This window comes from Brevibacterium sp. K11IcPPYGO002 (assembly GCF_050920635.1).
In the GTDB taxonomy this organism is placed as follows: domain Bacteria; phylum Actinomycetota; class Actinomycetes; order Actinomycetales; family Brevibacteriaceae; genus Brevibacterium.
Window position 1 is genome coordinate 374351 of sequence record NZ_CP131929.1, and the last position, 20762, is coordinate 395112.

General features: G+C 65.0%; 18 protein-coding genes. 10 read left to right on the top strand and 8 right to left on the bottom strand.

The genetic code is table 11. The annotated features are described in order from the left end of the window. Nucleotides 1-3 precede the first annotated feature (3 nt). Nucleotides 4-546, bottom strand: a complete 543-nt coding sequence (locus QYM46_RS01745; protein ID WP_432790545.1) for an acyl-CoA thioesterase — start codon at nt 544-546, stop codon at nt 4-6. 176 nt (nt 547-722) lie between these two features. Between QYM46_RS01745 and QYM46_RS01750 the strand changes: the two genes are divergently transcribed. Together QYM46_RS01750 and QYM46_RS01755 are read left to right on the top strand one after the other, a co-directional pair. Then, nucleotides 723-1652, top strand: coding sequence for an ABC transporter substrate-binding protein (locus QYM46_RS01750; RefSeq protein ID WP_432790546.1), 930 nt, complete (start codon nt 723-725; stop codon nt 1650-1652). Beyond that, entirely contained in the window at nt 1649-2542 is an 894-nt protein-coding gene (locus QYM46_RS01755; RefSeq protein ID WP_432790547.1) for a siderophore-interacting protein, read from the top strand. Before QYM46_RS01750 ends, QYM46_RS01755 begins: the two co-directional genes overlap by 4 nt. A 103-nt stretch (nt 2543-2645) precedes the next feature. Here QYM46_RS01755 and lgt read toward each other — a convergent pair whose 3' ends face one another. The 3 genes from lgt to QYM46_RS01770 form a co-directional block, all read right to left on the bottom strand. Beyond that, the gene (gene lgt, locus QYM46_RS01760) at nt 2646-3572 is read right to left on the bottom strand and encodes a prolipoprotein diacylglyceryl transferase (protein ID WP_432790549.1); all 927 of its coding nucleotides are present in this window, start codon (nt 3570-3572) and stop codon (nt 2646-2648) included. A 63-nt stretch (nt 3573-3635) separates the two neighbouring features. Beyond that, a complete protein-coding gene (locus QYM46_RS01765; RefSeq protein ID WP_432790551.1) occupies nt 3636-3950 on the bottom strand; it encodes a hypothetical protein in 315 nt (104 codons plus the stop codon). Nucleotides 3951-3955: 5 nt separating this feature from the next. Then, nucleotides 3956-4621: a maleylpyruvate isomerase family mycothiol-dependent enzyme gene (locus QYM46_RS01770; RefSeq protein WP_432790553.1), complete on the bottom strand. Its 666-nt coding sequence runs from the start codon at nt 4619-4621 to the stop codon at nt 3956-3958. A gap of 229 nt (nt 4622-4850) precedes the next feature. Between QYM46_RS01770 and QYM46_RS01775 the strand changes: the two genes are divergently transcribed. Then, the gene (locus QYM46_RS01775) at nt 4851-5327 is read left to right on the top strand and encodes a MarR family winged helix-turn-helix transcriptional regulator (protein ID WP_432790555.1); all 477 of its coding nucleotides are present in this window, start codon (nt 4851-4853) and stop codon (nt 5325-5327) included. A gap of 157 nt (nt 5328-5484) precedes the next feature. Here QYM46_RS01775 and QYM46_RS01780 read toward each other — a convergent pair whose 3' ends face one another. Continuing rightward, nucleotides 5485-7464: a DUF222 domain-containing protein gene (locus QYM46_RS01780; RefSeq protein WP_432790556.1), complete on the bottom strand. Its 1980-nt coding sequence runs from the start codon at nt 7462-7464 to the stop codon at nt 5485-5487. A gap of 564 nt (nt 7465-8028) precedes the next feature. On the opposite strand from QYM46_RS01780, the gene QYM46_RS01785 reads away from it, so the two are divergent. The 5 genes from QYM46_RS01785 (at nt 8029) to QYM46_RS01805 (ending at nt 14446) form a co-directional block, all read left to right on the top strand. Then, nucleotides 8029-8961, top strand: coding sequence for a LysR family transcriptional regulator (locus QYM46_RS01785; protein WP_432790557.1), 933 nt, complete (start codon nt 8029-8031; stop codon nt 8959-8961). Nucleotides 8962-9045: 84 nt separating this feature from the next. Continuing rightward, a complete protein-coding gene (locus tag QYM46_RS01790) occupies nt 9046-10347 on the top strand; it encodes an MFS transporter (protein ID WP_432790558.1) in 1302 nt (433 codons plus the stop codon). Nucleotides 10348-10528: 181 nt separating this feature from the next. Next, nucleotides 10529-11836, top strand: a complete 1308-nt coding sequence (locus QYM46_RS01795; RefSeq protein WP_432790559.1) for a M20 family metallo-hydrolase — start codon at nt 10529-10531, stop codon at nt 11834-11836. A 70-nt stretch (nt 11837-11906) separates the two neighbouring features. After that, the gene (locus QYM46_RS01800; RefSeq protein ID WP_432790560.1) at nt 11907-13517 is read left to right on the top strand and encodes an amidase; all 1611 of its coding nucleotides are present in this window, start codon (nt 11907-11909) and stop codon (nt 13515-13517) included. Nucleotides 13518-13690: 173 nt separating this feature from the next. Beyond that, nucleotides 13691-14446, top strand: coding sequence for a DUF1345 domain-containing protein (locus QYM46_RS01805; RefSeq protein ID WP_432790561.1), 756 nt, complete (start codon nt 13691-13693; stop codon nt 14444-14446). Between the two features lie 120 nt (nt 14447-14566). On the opposite strand, the gene QYM46_RS01810 is transcribed toward QYM46_RS01805, so the two are convergent. Together QYM46_RS01810 and QYM46_RS01815 are read right to left on the bottom strand one after the other, a co-directional pair. Next, the gene (locus QYM46_RS01810; protein ID WP_432790562.1) at nt 14567-16024 is read right to left on the bottom strand and encodes a lipase family protein; all 1458 of its coding nucleotides are present in this window, start codon (nt 16022-16024) and stop codon (nt 14567-14569) included. Nucleotides 16025-16267: 243 nt separating this feature from the next. Next, complete coding sequence (locus QYM46_RS01815) at nt 16268-16996, bottom strand: sulfite exporter TauE/SafE family protein (RefSeq protein ID WP_432790563.1); 729 nt, start codon at nt 16994-16996, stop codon at nt 16268-16270. 259 nt (nt 16997-17255) lie between these two features. Between QYM46_RS01815 and QYM46_RS01820 the strand changes: the two genes are divergently transcribed. Together QYM46_RS01820 and QYM46_RS01825 are read left to right on the top strand one after the other, a co-directional pair. Then, entirely contained in the window at nt 17256-18608 is a 1353-nt protein-coding gene (locus tag QYM46_RS01820) for an Nramp family divalent metal transporter (RefSeq protein ID WP_169251098.1), read from the top strand. Between the two features lie 148 nt (nt 18609-18756). Beyond that, nucleotides 18757-19926 (top strand): sialidase family protein, encoded by a 1170-nt coding sequence (locus QYM46_RS01825; protein ID WP_432790565.1) that lies wholly within the window; start codon nt 18757-18759, stop codon nt 19924-19926. Between the two features lie 13 nt (nt 19927-19939). On the opposite strand, the gene QYM46_RS01830 is transcribed toward QYM46_RS01825, so the two are convergent. After that, nucleotides 19940-20725, bottom strand: coding sequence for a DeoR/GlpR family DNA-binding transcription regulator (locus tag QYM46_RS01830; RefSeq protein ID WP_432790567.1), 786 nt, complete (start codon nt 20723-20725; stop codon nt 19940-19942). Between the last annotated feature and the right edge of the window lie 37 nt (nt 20726-20762).

The following is a 20762-nucleotide window of genomic DNA, read 5'->3' on the forward strand; positions in this document are numbered from 1 at the left end:
CGGCTAGTTCCAGCTGCTCCAGGCAGGCCGCCGAGTGCTCGGCAGTGCATTGTCGCGGCGCCACTCGTGGAGCCAGTCGGGCAGTTCAGGTGCATTCTCCGGCACTCCGAACGCCTCGATGAGGTCGTCCCTGGTGAGCGGGCTACTGTCTGAGATCACGCGCGTGGCGACATAGGCGCGGGCAAAGATCTCTCCAGCGACGACCATGCGATGTTCGAAGAACACGGTGCGCTCATCGATGCCGCAGATCTTGGTCTCGAGGCTGTAGCGCTGCCAGAGTTTCAGCGACTTGCGGAAGCTGACGGTCTCGGCGCTGACGACACCGGTCCAGCCGCGCTCACGCATCGCCTGCCATGCACCGCTGCGCACCATCATGTCGAGTCGACCCAGGTCCATGATCGAGAGGTACTTGCCGTTGTTGAGATGCATGAAGATGTCGAGCTCGCCCAGGTGAACGCGCATGGGCAGGGAGTACGTGTCCCAGATATCGCGCGCGGAGCGTCGATGGGACCTGAGCAGGTGCAGAATCATGCGGAAGAAGTGCATGGAACCAAGGTTACTATATGGTAATTTTCCTGTGGATCAGAGCCATGCGGCAATGCGCCCGATTGTGTGGTCGATCGGGCCGACCCGCTGGTCGAAGCTTCTGAGTCAGGGTAGCCTTACCTATGGCCGGGTCGCGGTGCCTCTGCGACCAATCATCCTGACGAAAGATCCGCATGATGTCGAACTCAGTCCGATTCCGACCGATTGCCGCAGGTGCTGCCGTGCTCAGCATCCTCGCGGTGCTGTCCGCCTGCGAGGCCGGCGGTGATCGAGAGAAGCCGGAGAGCGGCAAAGATACTCACTCGGTCAAGCATGCGCGTGGCGTCTCCGAGGTCATCGCTGAGACCGATGAGGTCGTCACTCTCGAGCCGCTCGAGCTCGACACCGCGGTCGCCCTTGGGGTCACGCCACTCGGTGCGGCAGTCGCGAGCAATGTCACGGGCATCCCCGAGTACCTCGAGGCTGACGGTGTGGAGTCTGTCGGCACGGTGCCCGAGCCGGATCTCGAAGCCATTGCTGCGCTTGAACCCGAACTCATCCTCGGCACGGAGTCACGGCATTCGAAGCTATACGGCAAGCTCGAGGACATCGCCCCGACAGTATTCATCGCCAGCCAAGCCGATTCGTGGAGGGACAACGCACTTCTCGTTGGGGACGCCCTGGGCCGCAGGGCGGAGGCGTCCGAACTGCTCGAAGAGGTCGATGATCGCTGTGCGGCGATCAGGGACGAACACGACATCGACGGTGAGACCGCGCAGATGATCCGTCCCCGGGACGAGGCGACGCTGAGTCTCTACGGCCCGTCTTCCTTTGCCGGCAGCCTGCTCGAATGCGTGGGCTATACGATTCCCGATCAGATCTGGGCCGATGGTCTGCAGGCGGACATCTCTCCGGAGAACGCCGTCGACGCCCTGGCAGACGCGGTGTTCGTCACCGTCGACGACGTCAGCGACGACTCCGGAATCCCCGAGGTGGTCGCCGGGAACTCCGACGCCTTCCCCGACGTGACCCCCGTCGACACCAGTTACTGGGTCTCTGGAGTGGGGCCGAAGGGCGCTCACAAGGTGCTTGACGACATCGAGGCGTACCTCGATGCCCACGCATGACCGGAGGCGCGATCGAGCACGCATCGTCGACTCGGCCGTGGGCCTATACGGCGTTTCCAGTCAGCGTCTCCACAGTGAAGAGGATCACTCCGAACTTCCTGCGTGTGACCTTCGCCGGTGATACTCTCGAGCATTTCGCTCCTTGGGGGCTCGATCAGCGCATCAAGCTGGTCTTGCCGCTGCATGACGGGACCATCACCGATTTCGGCCTGCTGCAGGACCCGACCCCGCATCCGTCGGAGTGGTACGCGCGATGGAAGCGGCTTCCTGTCGACGAGCGCAACGTCCTCCGGACATACACACCGTCGGGGATTCGGCCGGGAGCGGCAGAGGTCGATGTCGACATCTTCATCCACGAACCTGCCGGACCAGTTTCCCTGTGGGCACAGAGCGCACAGGTGGGGGATCGACTCGTCATCAATGGACCGGACGTGCGCAACGGATTTACCGGATATGGCTTGCACTGGGACCCGGGCTCGGCCACGAAGCTCCTGCTCATCGGAGATGAGACGGCATTCCCCGCGATCGCGAACATCCACAGCAGCCTCGGCGACGGCTTCGAAGCCGAGATCCTCGTCGAGGCCTCGGATCCGCTCGACAGGGAGTTGCTGCCGACTGGTCCGGGCGTGCAGCTGGGTGCTCCGACCGCGGGGCCCGGCTCCGGTTTCGAGCCGATGGTCCGCGAGTGGGGGCGTCGACAGCTGCGGGCAGACCCGAGTCCGGCGGACCCGCACCCTGCCTGTCCGGCGGACGACTTGTACGTATGGATCGCCGGGGAAGCGGGCGCGGTGACGAGGACGAGGAGATACCTTGCCAAGGAACTGGGCATCCCGAAGGGCCGTATTTCCTTTCTCGGTTACTGGAAGGAAGGCGGACCGCTCGTCGCCTGAGCCGGGCCGATGCGGCTGGCCCCGAATCAGATAGCCCGGGACCGGCCGGCTCGTCGGGGAAACATCCCCATGGGCGGGGGAGCCGCCTCGGCGAGGGTGTGTGTCAGTCCTTTGCAGGCTGGGGTTCGCGACCGGGGATGAACGGTGATTCTTCGGGTTCGGGGTGGCGTTTCCACTGGGCGAGCATGATGATGACGCCGAGTGCGACGGCGCCGATCGCGCCCCACACGTTGGTCCGCAGGCCGAGGATGATGAAGCTCGGGTCGAGGCGGATGGATTCCCAGACGATACGGCCGGCGCCGTACCACATGAGGTAGACGGCGAAGAGGCGTCCCCATTGGAAGAAGATGTGGCGGGACAGGTAGAGCAGGGCGAGGGCGCCGAGGCTGTTCCAGATGACCTCGTAGAGGAATGTCGGGTGGAAGAGCGTGCCGGGGGGAGTGCCCAGCGGAATGGCCGGGTTGCCGGGATCGATCTCGAGACCCCAGGGCAGGGTGGTCGGCAGGCCGAAGAGCTCCTGGTTGAACCAGTTGCCGAAGCGTCCGCAGGCCTGGGCGAGGATGAGGCCCGGGGCCAGGGCATCGAGCAGAGTGGTGAGTTTGAGGCCGAGCCTGCGGCACATGATCCACGCGCCCAAGGTGCCGCCGATGAGTGAGCCGAAGATGGCGATGCCGCCCTCCCAGATCGCCCAGACCGAGCCGGGTTCGAACGGATTCCAGGGATTGCGGCCGGGTCCGAAGTAGTCCGTGTAGTGCGTGATGACGTGGTAGATGCGGGCGAAGACGATGGCCATCGGGACGGCCAGAGTCGCGATGTCGAGGACCTGCCAGTCCTCGACGCCGCGCTTGGTCAGGCGACGGTTGGTCAGCACGATGGCGATGATGATGCCCACGAGGATGCACAGCGCATAGAAGTGGATCGTCAGCGGTCCGAGTTGGAAGCTCGAGATGGACGGGCTGGGGATCGCTGCCGAGATGTCGTGCGGAAGTGTGGTCTCGGCGAGGAGTGCGCTCGTGGGAACTGCAGGCATGAGCCCAGTCTATTTGTGGTGGCTGAGAATGCGTTATTCGGCTGCCGGCCCTCTGAGAATCCCTTATGCGGCGGCCAGCCCGCCGTCGGTCGCCGCCTCCGTGCGGATGCTCCGGCGGTGGCGCAGCCGGTGGCCGGCCTCGACCAGGGCGAGGCCGATGACGAGGATTCCGAGGGTGACCAGCCCGTACTCCAAGGGGAACGACCCCGGGGCGAAGACTGGGTCGTTGACGTCATCGAAGCTGGCCAGAAGCAGATACAGGGTCTGGAAGACGAATGCCCACAAGTAGGCGACGGCATAGCTGAGGTGGGCGGCGAGTCTTGAGCGGAGGAGGTAGCCGAGCCAAAAGGCTCCGAGCGCGGTGACGATGGCGATCATGGTGATCATTCCGTTGAGATGGACGGTGGCGTGAGCAGGGAGATTCCCGGTCCGGAAAGGTGCGGCAGCGCAGCCTCGGTGCGACCGGTGACAAGCAGGAGCAGATCGCCGAGGCGGCCCTCGATCAGTTCGCCTGATCCGACGGCGAAGTTCGCGTCGGAGGCGGAGAGTTTCGCGTCGGTGGCGGAAAGTCGAATGCCGCGCAGTCGTCGCTGCGCGTGGAACGGCCAGCCCATCGACCAAGCACGCGCGAAGGCGGCGAGGCCCGCGCTGGTGGGGATCATGCGCTCGATCCCGAGCGGCCGTGCGATGTCCTGTCCGTGGACGATGATGTCGAGGAGGGCATTGTCCGGGTTGGTCAGCGGAGGCAGGTGCCTGGAATCGGCGGTGCGGCGGAGCTCTGTGATGATTTGGTCGGTCGGTCGTTGAGCGTATTCACGGGCGATGTCGCGCCCGAAGGCCCAGAGGTCGCCACGGGAGTGCAGGATGCCGACGACGATCTGTCCTAATGTGGGCGCGGTCGGAGTCATCGCCAAGTGCGCTGCCACATCCTGCACGCTCCATTCGGAGCACAGGGACGGGGTCGCCCATTGCTCGGGCGTGAGCGCGTCGAGCGTGTCGGCAAGGCTGAGGCGTTCGCGACTGACGGTGGACCACAGTGCATCATCCATGATGCTTCTCCTTGGTGAAGGGATGGTCTGTCTGAGCGGGAGGATTCCTTGGTGAGGCGGCGACCGTCCTGTGCGAGGGCCGTCTTCAGCGGGTGACTCGATTCAGGGTGGAGTCGTCTTCTGCGGTGAATGAGAGCGGTGGAATAACAGATAATAGTCAGATAGTCTGACTATTATAGACTGCGTGGCGAGGTGGCACAAGAGCAATTCGAGCTAGTGAGGAACGCTGATGGGCGAACAGGACACGACGGCGGGTTCGAGTGGGCAGCAAGATTCGAGCCCAGCGCCGAGCCTCGGGATGCTCGCCTTCCTCGCATACCGCCAGATGGAGATGCGATCGATGGACGCAGTCGGAGCCGCCGGGCACACGATCACCCTGTCGCAGGCGCGGTTGTTCGAGCGGGTCAGTCCCGAGGGCTCCCGGCTGACCGAGCTCGCCGATGCCGCGCAGCTGACGAAGCAGAGTGCGGCCTACCTGGTCGACGAACTCATCACCGCCGGCTATTTGGAGCGCTCGAGGGATCCCAAGGACGGTCGTGCCAAGCTCATCTCCATCACCGACCGCGGGTTCGAAGTCATCGCCATCGCCCGCCAGGCGGAGGCCGAGGTTGAGGGCGAATGGAGGATCCATCTCGGGGGCGAATCATTCGACATGCTTCAGCGGCTGCTCGTCGAACTGCGCGAAGTCACGGACCCTTTTCGCTGAGGGGTGAACGTGCCAGTGCCCTTCGCGCTTGCGTTGGGATGGAGGCGCGGCCGGGGCGTCTCTCGCACCGACGGGGCCGGGGGTGAAGTCACAGTGGTGCCTTTTGTGCTCACGCCGGAGTGAAGACAGAGCGGTGCCCTCGAGTCGTCATGCCCGGCTACGTGCCGAAGAGGCCCTCGATGATGTCGTCGGTGATGAACCTCGAGTGGAGGATCGGAGTGCGAGCGGGGTCGATGCTTTCAGGCGGTCGCCATGCTGGCCGCCCGTCGGTGAGCATGAAGACTTCCCAGTCGGAGCGGTCCATGAGGTGGTGGTGGAAGGAGCATAGACAACACATGTTGTTGATGTCGGTCTTGCCGCCCCTGGCGTGCGGCACAACATGGTTCACGTCGCACCACCCAGGGGGCGCGTCACATCCGGGGAACACGCATCCGCGGTCTCGGGCGGTGATGACCGCGGTCTGCTTCTTGTTGGCGAAGCGCTGATCTGTGCAGACTTCCACCGTGCGAGCCTTTTCATCCATCAGATGGAAGAAGACAGTGCCGTTGAGGCCGCGTCGAGTGATGTCGTCCATAGGGAAACGGTCGCCGGAGCCTGTGGTGGCTTCGCCGGTGCCGTTGGCGATGTCGGACGCTTTTGCTGTGACGACCAGAGCGTAGGGCGAGCCCTTGGCGGCTTCTTTCATGCTGATGCGCGAGATGAGAGTGGCGAAACGCTCGTAGATCCAGGCCTTCGCATTGGGTTGCTCGCTGATGAGATCGACGGTCGTGCCGTCGGGGCGGACTCCGTGGCCGGCAGGAACGGACCGAGCGGCAGGGGAGTCTTCGGAATCGGTCGCGGGATCATCTGAAGCCTCGGGGCCACCGGTGGCCTCGCTGACGGCCCACGGTGGAGCATCGAAGCGATCTCCGGTGAGGACGGCGTCGAGAGGCTCGAACTTTTCCTCGCCGCTGGAGGATTCAGCTGTGCTCGCTGTGTTGTCTTTCGCGGATTGGATCCTTGAGGTCAGCAGTCCGTGCAGTTCGGATCCCGCTACAGGGTCGAGGACGCCCTCCAGCCTCCAGTCTCCGTTGCGCTTGGGCCGGGCAGTGATGAAATAGGCAGAACGGTCGCTGGGGTCGAGCGGCTCGGCGCCGTCGGGGTCGATGAGTGCAAGCATCTGACGGAAGATGTCGCGAAGCTCGCTGACAGTCACCGACTTCGCGTACTTCACGAGGTCGGTTTCCACGCGGGATCTCGTCTCGTGGTCCACCCATGCGGGCAGCGCCTTGAGGCAGTCTTCGATGACAGTGAGATGCTCCGCGGGCAGGGTGCCGAGGTGGAGCTGTTCGGCGACGAGCGGGTGTTCGGGCTCAAGCGGTTGGCCGTCGAGCGCGACTCGTCCGCCGAGATTCTCTGCGAGCTTTGCTCGGCGGTTTGCTTCCCGCCCCGAGAGGTTGAGGCGTTCCTGGATGAGCGCCTTGGTCGACTTGGCGCCACTGTCTTTGGGCGTGCCGACGCGTTCGTAGACGGCAAGTGCCAGTGTGGACAGAGATTCACTCAGCCGACGCAGCGCCTCCGCCCCATCGATGACCTGCAGGGCTTCGCCGGGCCCCATCGGGCGGTCGAATGCCCGAAGCCCTGCGACCAGTCCGGTCAGTGAGGCGATCGAGTCGGTGATCTCGGGAGTGCTCGCGGCCAGGTCGTTCCAAGCGGAGTCGGTGAGGACTGGGTGAAGCGAGGCCGGTCGTTGAAAGTCTTCTTCAGCCTCGGGGTGAGCGGCGGCGGGGGTGCTTGTGGTGACCGGGGTGGCGGGATCAGTGGATGCGGGCTGCGTGGTTGAGCGGTTTTGCTCACTTGTTACGAACAGTGCGGCCGGGTTCGGCTGTGAAATCGAGTCCGTCGGAGCGTTCGGCTCGATCTCGGTGGATGATGCTGAAGCGTCGGCTGCGTTCGGTTGTTCGCAGCTGGCAGTCGATGCGGCATCGCCCTGTTCTTCGCCATCGGTCGATACGGGGTCGGTCGATACGGGATCGGTCGATACGGGATCAAGGGCCTCGAACACCTCGGCGAAGTGGTGGCCGCTGAGGTCGAGCCCGGCTGCCTTGAGCTGCTCAGCCAGAGACTCAGGGCGTGGTGACTCGCTTTCGGGGTGCATGGGGACGTTGTCCGCGGTGTCACGAGCGGCACGAGACGGGGTGTTGGTGGGATCTGTGGGACCCGATGTGCTCGGTGGCCGTCGACTCGCCCCGCCGCGCGAGTCAGTGACAGCGCGGCGGTCGCGCTTTTCTGACTTGCGTCGCTTGCGGTCGGGGGTGAATGTCATCGCTGTCGAGTTCCGTTCGCCGTTGAAGGTCTCTTACTGAAATTATAGGCAGTCACGATGGAGAAAACAATAGAAACTTCGAAAAGAATTCGATTTGAATTGTCGTTCCATGAGATAGTGACTATTGAAATGATAGAGAATGCGTTATCGGCGTGTTTGAGGGTGATTCTATCTGTCGGTACCGACACGAGATCGACGCGCAGCTGACGCGAAACTGACCCGAGATCGACGCGGATTGCCGCGGCGATCAAAGGCTCCGCGGTAGGCCGCCTCGGTGAGGGCGGCATTTTTATGGGTACGGGCCGCCTCGGTGAGGACGGCATTCCTGTGGCGGTGGCCGCCTCGGCGGGGCTGTGGCTGCATGCATGGCCGCTGCGGGTGGGATGATGAGGGACTATGGCACTCGATTTCACGCTCGTGCAGCTGCGGTACTTCCAGGAGGTCGCCCGGCGGGAGAATATGACCGAGGCGGCGAAGCAGCTCAACGTCACCCAATCGGCGATCTCGACGGCGATGGCGCAGCTCGAGCGGACCATCGGCCTCGACCTCTTCATCCGGCAGAAGAACCGGTCGGTCGTGCTCTCCCCGGCGGGAAAGCGCTTCCTCACGGAGGTCACGCCGTTCCTCGAGTCCTCGGACAACCTCGGGGAGACCGCGCTCGGGCTCTCTCGGTCGCTGAGCGGTCAGCTGACCGTCGGCGTGTTCTCGCCGATTGCACCGACAAGGCTGCCGCTCATCCACGACGAGTTCGAGAAGCGCTATCCGGATGTGCGGGTCAACTACCTCGAAGCGGACCTGGAAGAGCTGCAGCGTGCGGTCACTGCCGGTGACTGCGACATCGCCCTGACGTATACGCTGGGGCTGAGCGACCGCTTCGACACGTATCTCATCGATGTCGTCAGGCCGCACGTCCTCGTATCACTCGAGCACCGCCTCGGGGCCGGAGGGCGTCCCCGCCCCGTGCATCTGCGCGAGCTGGCGGACGAGAACTACATCCAGCTCGATCTTCCCTATTCCCGCCAGTACTACGACGAGCTGTTCCGGATCGCCGGGGTCGTCCCGCACATTCGCCACTCGTTCTCCGGGTACGAGACCGTGCGCTCGTTCGTGGCGATGGGGCTCGGCTACTCCCTGCTCAGCCAGAGCGTCTCCTCGGGGACCTACATCGGTTCGAAGACCGTCGACATCCCGCTCCTCGACGACTTCCCGAGCATCGACCTCGCATTCATCTGGCCCAACGACGTCCGACTCAATCGGCGGGGCCGGGCCTACTGCGAGCTGACGCAGGAGATCCTCGGCCCGGCGTCCGGTCATCAATCGGATCTATGAGCTACCCAAAAAGTAACTGTTGGACTGATGTGATCTGTGCCGCAAAGATGGTGCCAACCATCACGCGACTCCAGGAGCACCTCGATGTCCACCCCAACAGTTGAGCAGGGACGCACGTCCACGAGCATGCAGCGGAAAGTGCTGCTCGGCGGCAGCATCGGCCAGTTCGTCGAGTTCTACGACTTCACGTTGTACGGACTCTCGGCAGTCATTCTGTCCGAATACTTCTTTCCCGACGGCGACCGGATCACCGGCCTGCTGGTCATCTTCGCGACCTTCGGCGTCGCCTTCGTCATGCGCCCCCTCGGCGGACTGTTCTTCGGAGCCCTCGGGGACAAGGTGGGCCGGCGGAAGACGCTGACCATCACGATCTTCCTCGTCGGAGCCTGCACGGCGCTCATCGGCATCCTGCCCGGGTTCGACACGATCGGATGGCTCGCCCCGATCCTGCTCATCCTCGCCCGACTCGGCCAGGGCTTCTCCGCCGGCGGCGAATCCGTGGGCGGACCCTCGTTCGTCTACGAACACGCCCCGGTGGCCAAGCGCGGTCTGTGGATCAACATCACTTTGGCCGCGACTGCTCTGCCCTCGGTGTTCGCCGGCGGTCTCATCCTGGTGCTGTCGACGGTGATGAGCGATGCCTCCTTCGATTCCTGGGGTTGGCGAGTGCCGTTCCTGCTGGCCCTGCCGCTGTCGGCCGTCGGTCTGTGGATCCGGTCGAAGACCGACGAATCCGAGCTGTTCAAGCAGACCGCTGCGGAACGTCCCAAGGAGTTCAGCCCGATCCGCGAATCCTTCCGCGAGAACTGGGTCGGCATGCTCCAGGTCTTCTTCGTCCTCGGCGTCACCGCACTCGGCTTCTACATGCTCTCTGCCTACTTCGTCACCTACATCCAGACCACGGGAGACCTCAGCCGTGAGCAGTCGCTGCTCATCAATGCGATCGCCATGGCCAGCTACACGATCTTCCTGCCCATCGCGGGCTACCTCGGTGATCGGTTCGGTCGGCGCCCCATGCTCATCGCGGGCACGATTCTGCTGGCGGTCACCTCGGTGCCGGCGTTCGGCCTTGTGACCAGCGGACACATGGGCCTGGCCTTCCTCGGGCAGACCATCTTCGTCCTCGCCCTATGCTGCTACGGCGGCGGCTGCTACACCTTCTTCTGCGAGCGATTCTCGACGAAGACGCGGTTCACCTCGGCGGCCATCAGCTACAACATCTCGTACGCAGTGCTCGGCGGCACCGCACCGTTCGTCGGCACCTGGCTCGTCGACATCACCGGCGTCAACACCGCTCCCGGCTACTACATGGCCGCAGTCGCTGCCCTGTGCCTCGTCCTCATCTTCGTCACGCGTCTGCCCGAGACCCGCGGACGTCTGGGGTGAGCACTGGTGAGCCTGCATTGACATCGAGTTTCGTCCACTTTCACATCACATTTTGTACAGATCATCGAGATGAAAAGCGATGAACTGAACGAAAAGCGATGTGCGAGCCCCAACCGACCCCCCACCCGCGCCCCAGACCCATGCAAACCACTACCCACCCTCATGAGAGAAGCGATCAGCAATGAACCATCAGGCAGCCCCGTCCTCCGACGCAGCCTTCCTCGCCGACTTCCACTTCGTCGCCACCATCGGTGCCACCGACAACAACGGCGTCGACCGGCAGGCGCTGACGCCGGAGGACAAGCAGACGCGTGACTGGATGCGCGGCTGGGCGACGGACAACGGCTTCGACGTGCGCGTCGACGCGATCGGGAACATGTTCGCGTGCCTCGAGTTCGTCCCCGAAGCCCCGTACGTCCTCATCGGCTCCCACCTCGACTCGCAGCCGCTCGGGGGGCGCTTCGACGGAGCCTACGGAGTCATCGCCGCCCTCTTCGCGGCCCTGCGAGTGAAAGAGGAGCTCGCCGAATCGGGGCTGAAACCCACGTTCAATCTCGCCGTCGTCAACTGGTTCAATGAGGAGGGCGGTCGCTTCGCCCCGTCGATCATGGGCAGCTCTGTCTACGCCGGGCTCTTCGACCTCGACGAGATGCTCGCCGTCACCGACCTCGACGGCACCACCGTCGCCGAGGCGCTGGGCGCCATCGGCTATGCCGGCACCGACACCCCGCCGGAGGCGATCACCTACGCCGAGATCCACATCGAGCAGGGCCGCATCCTCGAACGCGAAGCCACGGACATCGGCGTCGTCGAGGCCAGCTGGTACACGCAGAAACTCGACATCGACGTCCTCGGCGAACAGTCCCACACCGGTGCCACAGCCATGGCCGACCGCCACGATGCGCTCGTCGCAGCCGCGAAGGTCGTCCTCGCCGTCGCCGAGGTGGTCGATGAGTTCGAGGAAGAAGCGCTCGTCTCCTCGGTCGGCCAGCACGTCGTCGAACCGAACTCGCCGATCGTCGTGCCCCGACGCGTCCATATGGTCGCCGACCTCCGCTCCTCCGATCCCGACATCGTCCAAGCCGCCCGCGACTCGCTGAGGACGCAGATCGCCGAGATCGCCCGCACCCACGACATCACCATCAACGCCCGCGACTTCGACATCCGCGACAAACGCCACTTCCCGACCGAGGGCGTCGAACTCGCCGAGAAAGCCGTCGCCAACGAGGGCTTGAGCATCCGCCGGTTGGAGACGATGGCCGGTCACGATTCCGTGGCGATGAATCACCGCGTGCCCGCCGTGATGATGTTCGTGCCCAGCGTCGACGGCGTCTCCCACTGCGAACGCGAATTCACCACCGACGACGACATGCTCCGAGGAGTCCGCGTCCTCACCTCGGTGGCCGGCGAACTCGTCCGCGGTGAACTCGCCGACGTCCGTGACGGTGCCGTGTGGGTCGGTTCCTCCGTCGCCGAGGCGCGCGCATGAGCACCGATATTCAGCGCATCCGCTACGGTGAGAGCAGCGACCTCCTGCGAACTCACATCGAGGTGACCCCATGACCGCCAATGCAACCGGTCCAGCCACAGCGCCCGACCCCACTCAACCCTGGACCCTGTCCGCCACCGAGGCGCTCGCTGCTTTCCGGACCAAGGAGCTGTCCCCGGTCGACTACCTGAGCTCGCTCATCGGCCGGATCACCTCTGACGATGAGCGCATCAATGCGGTCACCGAAGTCGTCGAGGAGGCGGTCACCTCGGCGCGGGAAGCCGAGACGTTCTATGCGAACGCCACCGATGATGACCTCGCCGAGGCGGCCGCCGCCCGGCCATTGCTCGGACTTCCCGTAATCGCCAAGGAGAAACACGCGATCGCCGGCCGCGGCCTCACCCAAGGGCTGCTCCACGAACGCGACACCATCGCCGACCATGATGCCGCGATCATCGCCCGCATCCGCGCCGCCGGGGGATTCGTCCACGCCCGAGCCACCTCCCCGGAGTTCAGCTGCGCGACGATCACGCACTCGCCGATGTGGGGCGTGACCCGCAACCCGTGGAACCTCGACCTCTCACCCGGCGGGTCCTCCGGTGGGTCCGGTGCCGCGCTCGCCGCCGGGTTTGCGCCCCTGGCCACCGCCTCCGACATCGCCGGTTCGACGAGGCTGCCCGCCGCGTTCACCGGCACCGTCGGGTACAAAGCCCCGTACGGTCGGATCCCCGGCGCGCAGCCGCTGGCCGCCGACTGGTACCGCGGGGATGGGCCGATGGCGCGCACCGTCGCCGACGCCGCCCTCCTCGCCCGCGTCATGGTCGGCGTCGATCCGAGCGATCACGCGACGATCGCCTCGCCCGGGTTTCTCGACGACTTCGACCCCGCCGAGGCGGCCGACCGACTCCGCGGACGTAAGGTCGCGCTGTGCGTGCGATTGGGGGACTTCCCCGTCGGGAAGGACATCGAAGCGAACACCCGCGCGGTCGCCTCGGCGCTGGAATCGGCAGGGGCGGACGTCGAGGAGATCGCACTGCCGTGGACGTCCGAGCGGATCTTCGAGACCGCGTTCACGCATTTCGGGAACCTGCTCGCGCCTGCCATGCGCCAGGCCACCCGCGGCCATGAACACACCCTGGCTGAGTACACGGTGCGGTTCATGGACGATGCGGAAGCCGTCGCCGCACGCCGCTCCTTCTATGACGGACTCGCCATGGAAGCGCAGATCCAGGCGGAGCTGGCGTCTGCGATGGACGGGTTCGATGTGCTCGTGGCGCCCACCTCGGCGGTGGCCGGACTGGAGGCCGATGCGAGCTATCTCGACGGGATCTGGGTCGGTGCCGACGGCGTCGGTCGCGAAGGCGGCGGCATCGGTCGCGAAGGCGGCGGAGTCGGACAAGCGGATGGAACACGCAGTGCGGGAGCCGGGGGAGGCGCCGAGGGCGCGCGTCTCGACCACTACTGGCAGGCGCATATGACGATGCCGTTCAATATCTGCAACCGTGTGCCGATCGTCAATGTGCCTTCCGGCATGGCCGACTGCGGCATCCCCACCGGCGTCCAGGTCATCGCCCACCCCTATGACGACACCCGCGCCTTCGACGTCGCCGCCGCGATCGAGCAGCTGCGGCCGTGGACCGGGCTGGCGCCGACGGTGCAGCTGGGCTCATCCGATCGATGAGCACACCCTCGCCGAGGTGGGGCGTGCCTCGGCGAGGGTGGGGCCGGCTTGGAGGTCATGGCTGTCATCGACCTGGCCGGCCGCCCCGGCAGTGATCGCGAGCTGCTCGCCTTCGCCGCTCGGTTAGGCTGAATTCGAACAGCAGACGCGTCGAACGAACCGGAGTCGGGCCGATGAGACCCACGCACAGTCAGATGATCACGCTCTCCGACGATATGCGTGCGAACATCGCAGGGGTGCCGGCGCTCGTCGTCAGCCTGGTCGTCGTGTTCGGCCTCGATTTCTCCCCGCTGGGCTCGGGCGCCTGGGCGAAGGGATCGGCGGCTGTGTCGCCGGCTCTGACCGGCGAGTTCATCACGGTCTTCCTCGTCTTCTGGCCCCTGTTCGCCCTCACCTACCTGATGTGGACGCATGTGGGGCTGAACGACCTCGACGAGACCGAGCTCATCGTCCATGCTCGCTGGACGCTGGCCACCCGGCGCCGCTGGGGGTCGAGGTGGTTCGGGATGGGAGGGGCGGTCTCCTGGGCGACGATGGCCGCCTATGTGGCGTTCATCTTCAACATCTTCCTCGTCACCTCGGGCGCCGAGGACAGTCCCGTCATCTCCGCAGCGCTCGGTCTCGCGAATGTCATCGCCTCATGGTCGGTGCTCGTGTACTCGTTCGCGCTCGAGTTCATGCGCATCGACCTCAGCGGCGGCGGCAGTCCCGACGCGCGCCAGCTCGAATTCGACATGGACGCCCCGCGCGAATTCGGCGACTACCTCACCTTCTCCGTGCTGTCATCGACGATGACCGCCGCGCTGCCCGGGAAGGCGGTGTCGCGAAACGCGTGGCGGATGGTGCGTGCCAATGTCATCGTCGCCTTCGCCTTCAACTCCGTCGTCGTCGCGACCCTCGTGTCGATGATCCTCTCCTACGTCATGTGACCGTGCGCAGGCACAGCCCAACGGTGTGAATATCGCCGAGGCGGCCCTCCCCTTTCGGGAGGGCCGCCTCGTGTGCATGGGCTCCCCAACGGTGTGGGCCGCCTCGGTGAAGGTGGGAGGTCACAGCCTCCAGCAGCTGTCGAGCGGAGCCTTGCCCGCGAAGGTGCGGGTGGTGAAGATCTCGATGCGTGGCAGCGCGGCGATGTAGCCGCCGACGTGAGTGGGGGCGAGGTTGTCCTCGAACGCTACCTTGTGACCGGCTCTGCACCAGGTCGAGGCGAGTTCCTTGCCCTGATCGAACGAGATGACGTCGTCGAGGCGGCTGTGGTTGACCAGCAGCGGTACATTCGGCACCTCGGCCTGGCCCAACCGCTGACGGTCGACGATGTCCGTGAAGTGCTCGTCGATGATGTCGGTGAATGACTCGCCGTTCTTCGTCAGCGACTTCCCATCCGTGAAGGCGGTCGAGAGCAGGGCCTCGACGGTGCACTTGTCCGCTGTTTCGGCCACCATCTTCTGTCCCTTCTCGTTGAGGAACTCGCTTGTGTCGATGCCGGCCTGCTCGGCGAACCCGACGACACCGTAGAGCGCGAATGCCGTGTAGACGCTCGAGAGCCCGGACACGGTCGTGTGCAGATCGACCGGCACCGCGCCGGCCGAAGCGGAGGCGATGTTGAGCTCGGGCGCCCACTCCTTCTGGAGCTCCAGGGCCGCCGTCGTGGCGTGACCGCCCTGCGAGTAGCCGCGCAGCTGGAGCTTGGTGTCCTCATCGATCTCGCTGCCGTCCACCTGCTGGACGGCACGCGCCGCATCGAGGACCGAACGCCCCTCTTCGACGCGGTCGACGAAGTGGTGGGTGCCTTCGGTGCCGAGGCCCATGTAGTCGACGACGACAACGGGATGCTTCGCGGCCAGGGCCGATGCGACCGAGATGCCTTCGTATTCGGTGCCCATGCCCATCTGACGGCTGGGAGCGCACTTGTCGGCGATGCCCTGAGTCCCCGGTGAGATGACGACGGCATCGTCGGCGTGGCCGCTCGCCCCGTTCGGCGTGAGCAGGGTGGCGGTCGCGGCGCGCGCCTGGCCCTTCTCATCGGTGGTCTTGTACATGAAGACCGTCGACTTCGCGTCATGCTTGATGAGCTTCACCGGGTCGAGGTAGAAATCGGAGTCGGCCTGCTTGAGCACCGTGCCGTCCGCGCTCGGCAGCGAGTCCGGGGTCCGATAGAAGTCCCCGGGGACTCCTGACGCCGGCAGGTCCTCCTGAGCGGCGGCGTATTCGACATCGGCGGGAGTGAGTTCGTCGGTCTTCTCGACGGCCTTCTGCGCCTCTTCGACGCTGATGTCCTCGGGGACGCTGTCGCGATCGAGCGTGCTCGGATCCTCCGCCGCACGGTCGTCGAGGAACTCTTCGGCTTCGTCTTCGGTCTGCGGAACGAGCTCGGCGGCCTGGGCCGGAGCGGTCGTCGTGCACAGGGTGAGTGCGAGGCCGACGATCGCTGCGGCGCTCAGCGCCCGCAGGCGACGATGCGGTCGTGTGGAGGATGTGGTCGGCAGTGCTGTGGTTGGCGTGCTCATAGGCGGTGGTCCTGTTCTGCCTGGTCTCTCGGCATTGAGAAGGTGCGGGACAGTGGTGTCGATGCAGACCACGATGGTGTGCATCGTGACGGTGAGAGCAGTGTGGCGACGGGGTGCGGTCGGCCAGGGTGTTCACCGTCGGACGCCCTGATTGTGACGGGCACCACACACATTACTTGATAGTAGGACTGAGCGGTAGTTAAGTGACGAATATGGTCTGTCGCCAGGTCAGGTGAGGTCAGGTCAGGCGAGGTGCGAGCGGACGACTTCGACGATGACGAGGAGCGCGCCGACGATCGAAGCGCCGACTGCGAGGCGGTAGAGGAGTCGACGGTCGGCGCGTCGGATGACGAAGTTCGACAGCCACAGACCGATGAGCATGAATGGCAGCAGAACCGCCGCCGCGATGAGGTGCCTGGTGCCGACTTCCCCGCCGATGGTCAGCCCCGTCAGGGACAGGATGCTGCCGAGAGTGAAGTAGGCGCTCATCGTCGAGCGCATCGATGACGGGTCGAGCGAGCGCATGATGAGACTGATCGGCGGTCCGCCGATGCTCGTGGCCGTGCCGAAGATCCCCGAGACCGACGAGGCGATGAACATATTGCGGTGTGAGGCCGCCGGTGACCAGCCGACCAAGCTGAAGGCGGCACCGGCGAGGACGGTGACCGCGAGCATCAGTGACAGTCCGGAATCCGGCAGCAGCACCACGGCTGCGGTGCCGATCGCGATGCCGGGAAGCCGTCCGAGGGCACCCCAGCCGACGAGCTTCCAATCCACGTCTTGACGCTCACGGGCAAACGCGGTGAAAGAGGTGAGGGTGGCCAGCAGCAGAAGCGCCGATGGCAGCAGGTCGGGGCGCAGAAGCGCGAGCACCGGTGCGGTGATCATGCCGAGGCCGAATCCGATGGAGCCCTGCAGGCAGGCTGAGCCCAGCACCACGATCCCGATGATCAGGTACTGGATGATCTCCATTGGTTCCTCATTCCTCCACCCCGGCCCATTGGACCATGCGGCGCAGATTGCGCGTTCTGAGCAGCCATTCTATGCGCAGAACGCACAGATTGGCATCTTTTTCGTCGAACCTCTTGCGCACAATACGCATACATGGGCTAGTCTTTACGAAGATTGCGCACGGTGATGACGCGGACCAATCCTTGCATCATTCATCGGTCAATCGTTCAGATGTCCATCTACACATGGGAGTGCAGCCATGGCCGCCGATGTCCATAGCGTGAAACGCAGCTCTGTCAATTCGATGCCCGCGCAGAATCCGCTGCCGCGCGGCCTCGGTCTCGTCACCTCGGTCGGGCCCGGTCTCGTGCTGGCCATGTCGTTCCTGGGCACCGGCGATCTCGTCAGCTCCTCCGTCTCCGGTGCCTCCTATGGGTACGCGCTGCTGTGGACGCTCATCCTCTCTCTCATCGCCCGCACGTTCATCATCTCGTCCATTGCGAAGTACACGCTGATGAACAAGCACGGCGACACGCAGATCCTGGACGGCTTCGCCCGCCTCTCGCCGGTCCTTCCCGGAATCATGGGTGCCGTCGTGCTCATCGCCGGATTCATCACCCAGGCCACCTTCCTCCTGGCCGCGGCCGTCGGACTCCACGAGCTCACCGGTGGTCAGTGGGGTGGAGCCTGGGGCCGGTTCTTCTGCGCGATCTTCATCGTCGCGCTCACTCTGTCGCTGGTCATGCTGCGCAAACAGTTCGTCGTCCTCGAGTACTTCGCACGTTTCGCCTCGGTCGCGATGATCATCGCCTTCATCTATGCGCTCATCAAGATCGGCACCTTCGACATCGCCGGCTTCGTGCAGGGAATGGCCTTCGAGATCCCCCAGGAGCAGAACACCTCGGCATTCGCCCCCATCGTCATCGCCTCCGCCACGATCGGCACGATCGCCGGCAACATGCCCAATCTCCTCTACTCCGGGTTCATGCGTGACAAGGGCTGGGTCGGGCCGAAGTATCGGAAGATCCAACAGTTCGACCTCATCGCCGGTATGGCCCCGCTGCTCATCATCAACCTCCTGTTCTGGATCGTCGCGGCCGAGTTCAGCGCCGCCAACCCAGGCTTCTCCATCGGCGACGAGTTCGACCTCTCCCATATGCTCTCGGTTGCGGTCGGTCCGGTCGGTCCGTATCTGCTGTGGATGTGCATCTTCTTCGCTGCGATGACGAGTTTCCCGCCGCAGTCGCGCGGCTTCGCTCAGCTGGCCATCAACGGCATCAACCACACCGTGCCGTCGATGCGGAAGTTCCTCGGCCGCGACGAGGAGAATCCCGCCTTCCGGTGGATCCAGGCGATCGTCTTCATCATCCTGCCCCTGGCGTCGACGATCCCCGGCGCCCCGGATCTCATCTCGCTCAACATCGTCGGCACCGCGATCTCGACCGTGCTCAGCCTCCCGATCATCGTCGTCTGCATCCTGTTGCTGACCTCGCGGAAGAAACACATGCATGCCTACGCCGTCAATCGGAAATGGCAGACCGGACTGCTGCTTCTCCTCGGTATCATCGCCATCGTCGTCGGCGTCCAGATCGCCATGCAGATCCCCGCGATGTTCGCCACCGCGTTCGGATGATCGGGTCGAATCGCCGCCGGCGAGGACTCCCTCGCCGAGGCGGCCCACCCGACCGACGAGCATGGCCGTTCCACGGAGGATTCCCTCGGCGAGGTGGCCGGGCCCTGCGTTGTCCGATGATCGTTGCCAAGACATGGAGGATAAACCCATGAATCTGCTGTCCCAGCCCTCACTCGACCGCATTCCGGCACCACCGGCGGACGGACGACTCCGCTTCTTCGAGGACGACGGCTGTGCCGCGGCCGTCATCCCCACCGGCCGTCGCTCGAACCACGCTCCGTCGATCCTTGCGCTTCGGGACGGTGACCTGCTGGCCGCATGGTTCGGCGGCAGCGATGAGGGCAACGGGGACATCGACATCCTGGTGTCCCGCTTCGATACGGACACGGGGGAGTGGACCGCCTCGGCGAGCGTCACCCGTGATGAGATCCGGTCCGATCAGAACCCGGGGCTCTTCGCCGCCCCGGATGGAACGATCTGGCTCGTCTACACCTCCCAGCTGTCCCGCCAGTCAGGAGTGCCGGAGACGTTCAACCTCCAGCACACCTCCGTGGTCAAGGTGATCCGCTCGGCAGACGACGGAGTGAGCTGGAGCGAACCGGAGACGCTCTTCGACCATGAGGGGACGTTCTGCCGACAGCCGATCCAGATCCTCCACAATGGGACGTGGGCGCACACTCAGTGGCTGTGCTTCGACGACGATTCGAAGAACGGCTCCGACCAACCGGTCGTTCAGCTCTCCGCGGACCAAGGCGCCTCCTGGCGTCAGGTCGAGTTCCCCGAGGCTGCCGGTCGAGTCCACCCGAACATCGTCGAGCTCGAGTCGGGACGTCTCGTCAGCCTGTTCCGTTCCCGCTTCGCCGACTGGGTCTACCTCAGCCGCTCCGAGGACGGGGGCGAGACCTGGTCGGCGCCCGAGGCCACCGAAGTGCCGAACAACAATGCCGGTCTCAGCGCCTTCCTGCTGCCCTCGGGCAGGCTCGCACTCGTCTCGAACGAGCACCAGGTGGCCACGGAACCCGGCGAAGTGGTCTGGCCCTATGAGCGGATGCGGATCGTCATCGCCGTCTCGGACGACGAGGGCCGCACGTGGCCCGTGCGTCGAGTCATCGAGCCCGGTGACGGGTTCTCCGGTGAGGGCAATCTGCGCAGCAACCGCCGTCAGGAGTACCCGCACGGCATCGTCGACGCCGACGGACTCATCCACGTCGTCTTCGCCTACAGCTCACGACGGGCCATCCGTCACGTCGTCTTCGCGGAGGACTGGATCTCCGGCGTCGAAGACCAGGTCCACACCGACTGCAAGCTCTGGGGCTGAACCGCAGGAGCCGTCAGCTGTGCACGGCGCTGCCCATCTGGTCGACGCGAACCACGGTGATGCCGCGGTCTTCGAACAGTTCGATCTGCGCGGGATCGGCCGAATCATCGGTGACGAGCGTCCAGCCGGTGCCGAGGTCGGCCCACGCGTGGAAGGGGCGCTGGCCGAGCTTCTCGGCATGGGCGACGACGAAGACGTGAGTGGCTCGGCGGCTCATCAGCTCCTTGAGTCGCACCTGTTCGGGCAGGGCCTCGCACACCCCGTCCTCGGCGGTGACGGCATCGGCGCCGAGGAAGGCGAAGTCGAAGGTGAACCTCTCCAGCCCCGCCTCGGTGATGGGTCCGATGAATCCCTGGCTGACAGGCCGATAGCGGCCGCCGAGGAGCGTGAACTCCACGCCTTCGAGGTCGGCCATCTGCTGCAGCGAGGTCAGTCCGGAGGACACCACGGACAAGGGTGCCGTGTCGCGGAGTGCGCGCGCGATCTGCGCCGTGGTCGTCCCGGCGTCGAGGAGCACATGCGAACCGGCCGGCACCTGCTTGGCGCACCAGGATCCGATGGCGCGTTTGACCTCGGGGGCTTCATGGGAGCGCTCGGCCAGCGTGGTCTCGGACTCCGTCGGGACGGCGATGACTCCGCCGTAGGTGCGGGCCAGCTCGCCCGAGTCAGTGAGCTTCGCGAGGTCGCGACGGATCGTCGACGCGGTGACCCCGAGCATCTCCGAGAGGGCATCGACGCTCATCTCGCCCTGGGTGCGGGCCAGCTGAAGGATCTCCTCGCGACGTTCGCCAGCGTTCATCTCTCTCCTGATCGGTTGTCGTTGGTCGCCACTGTAT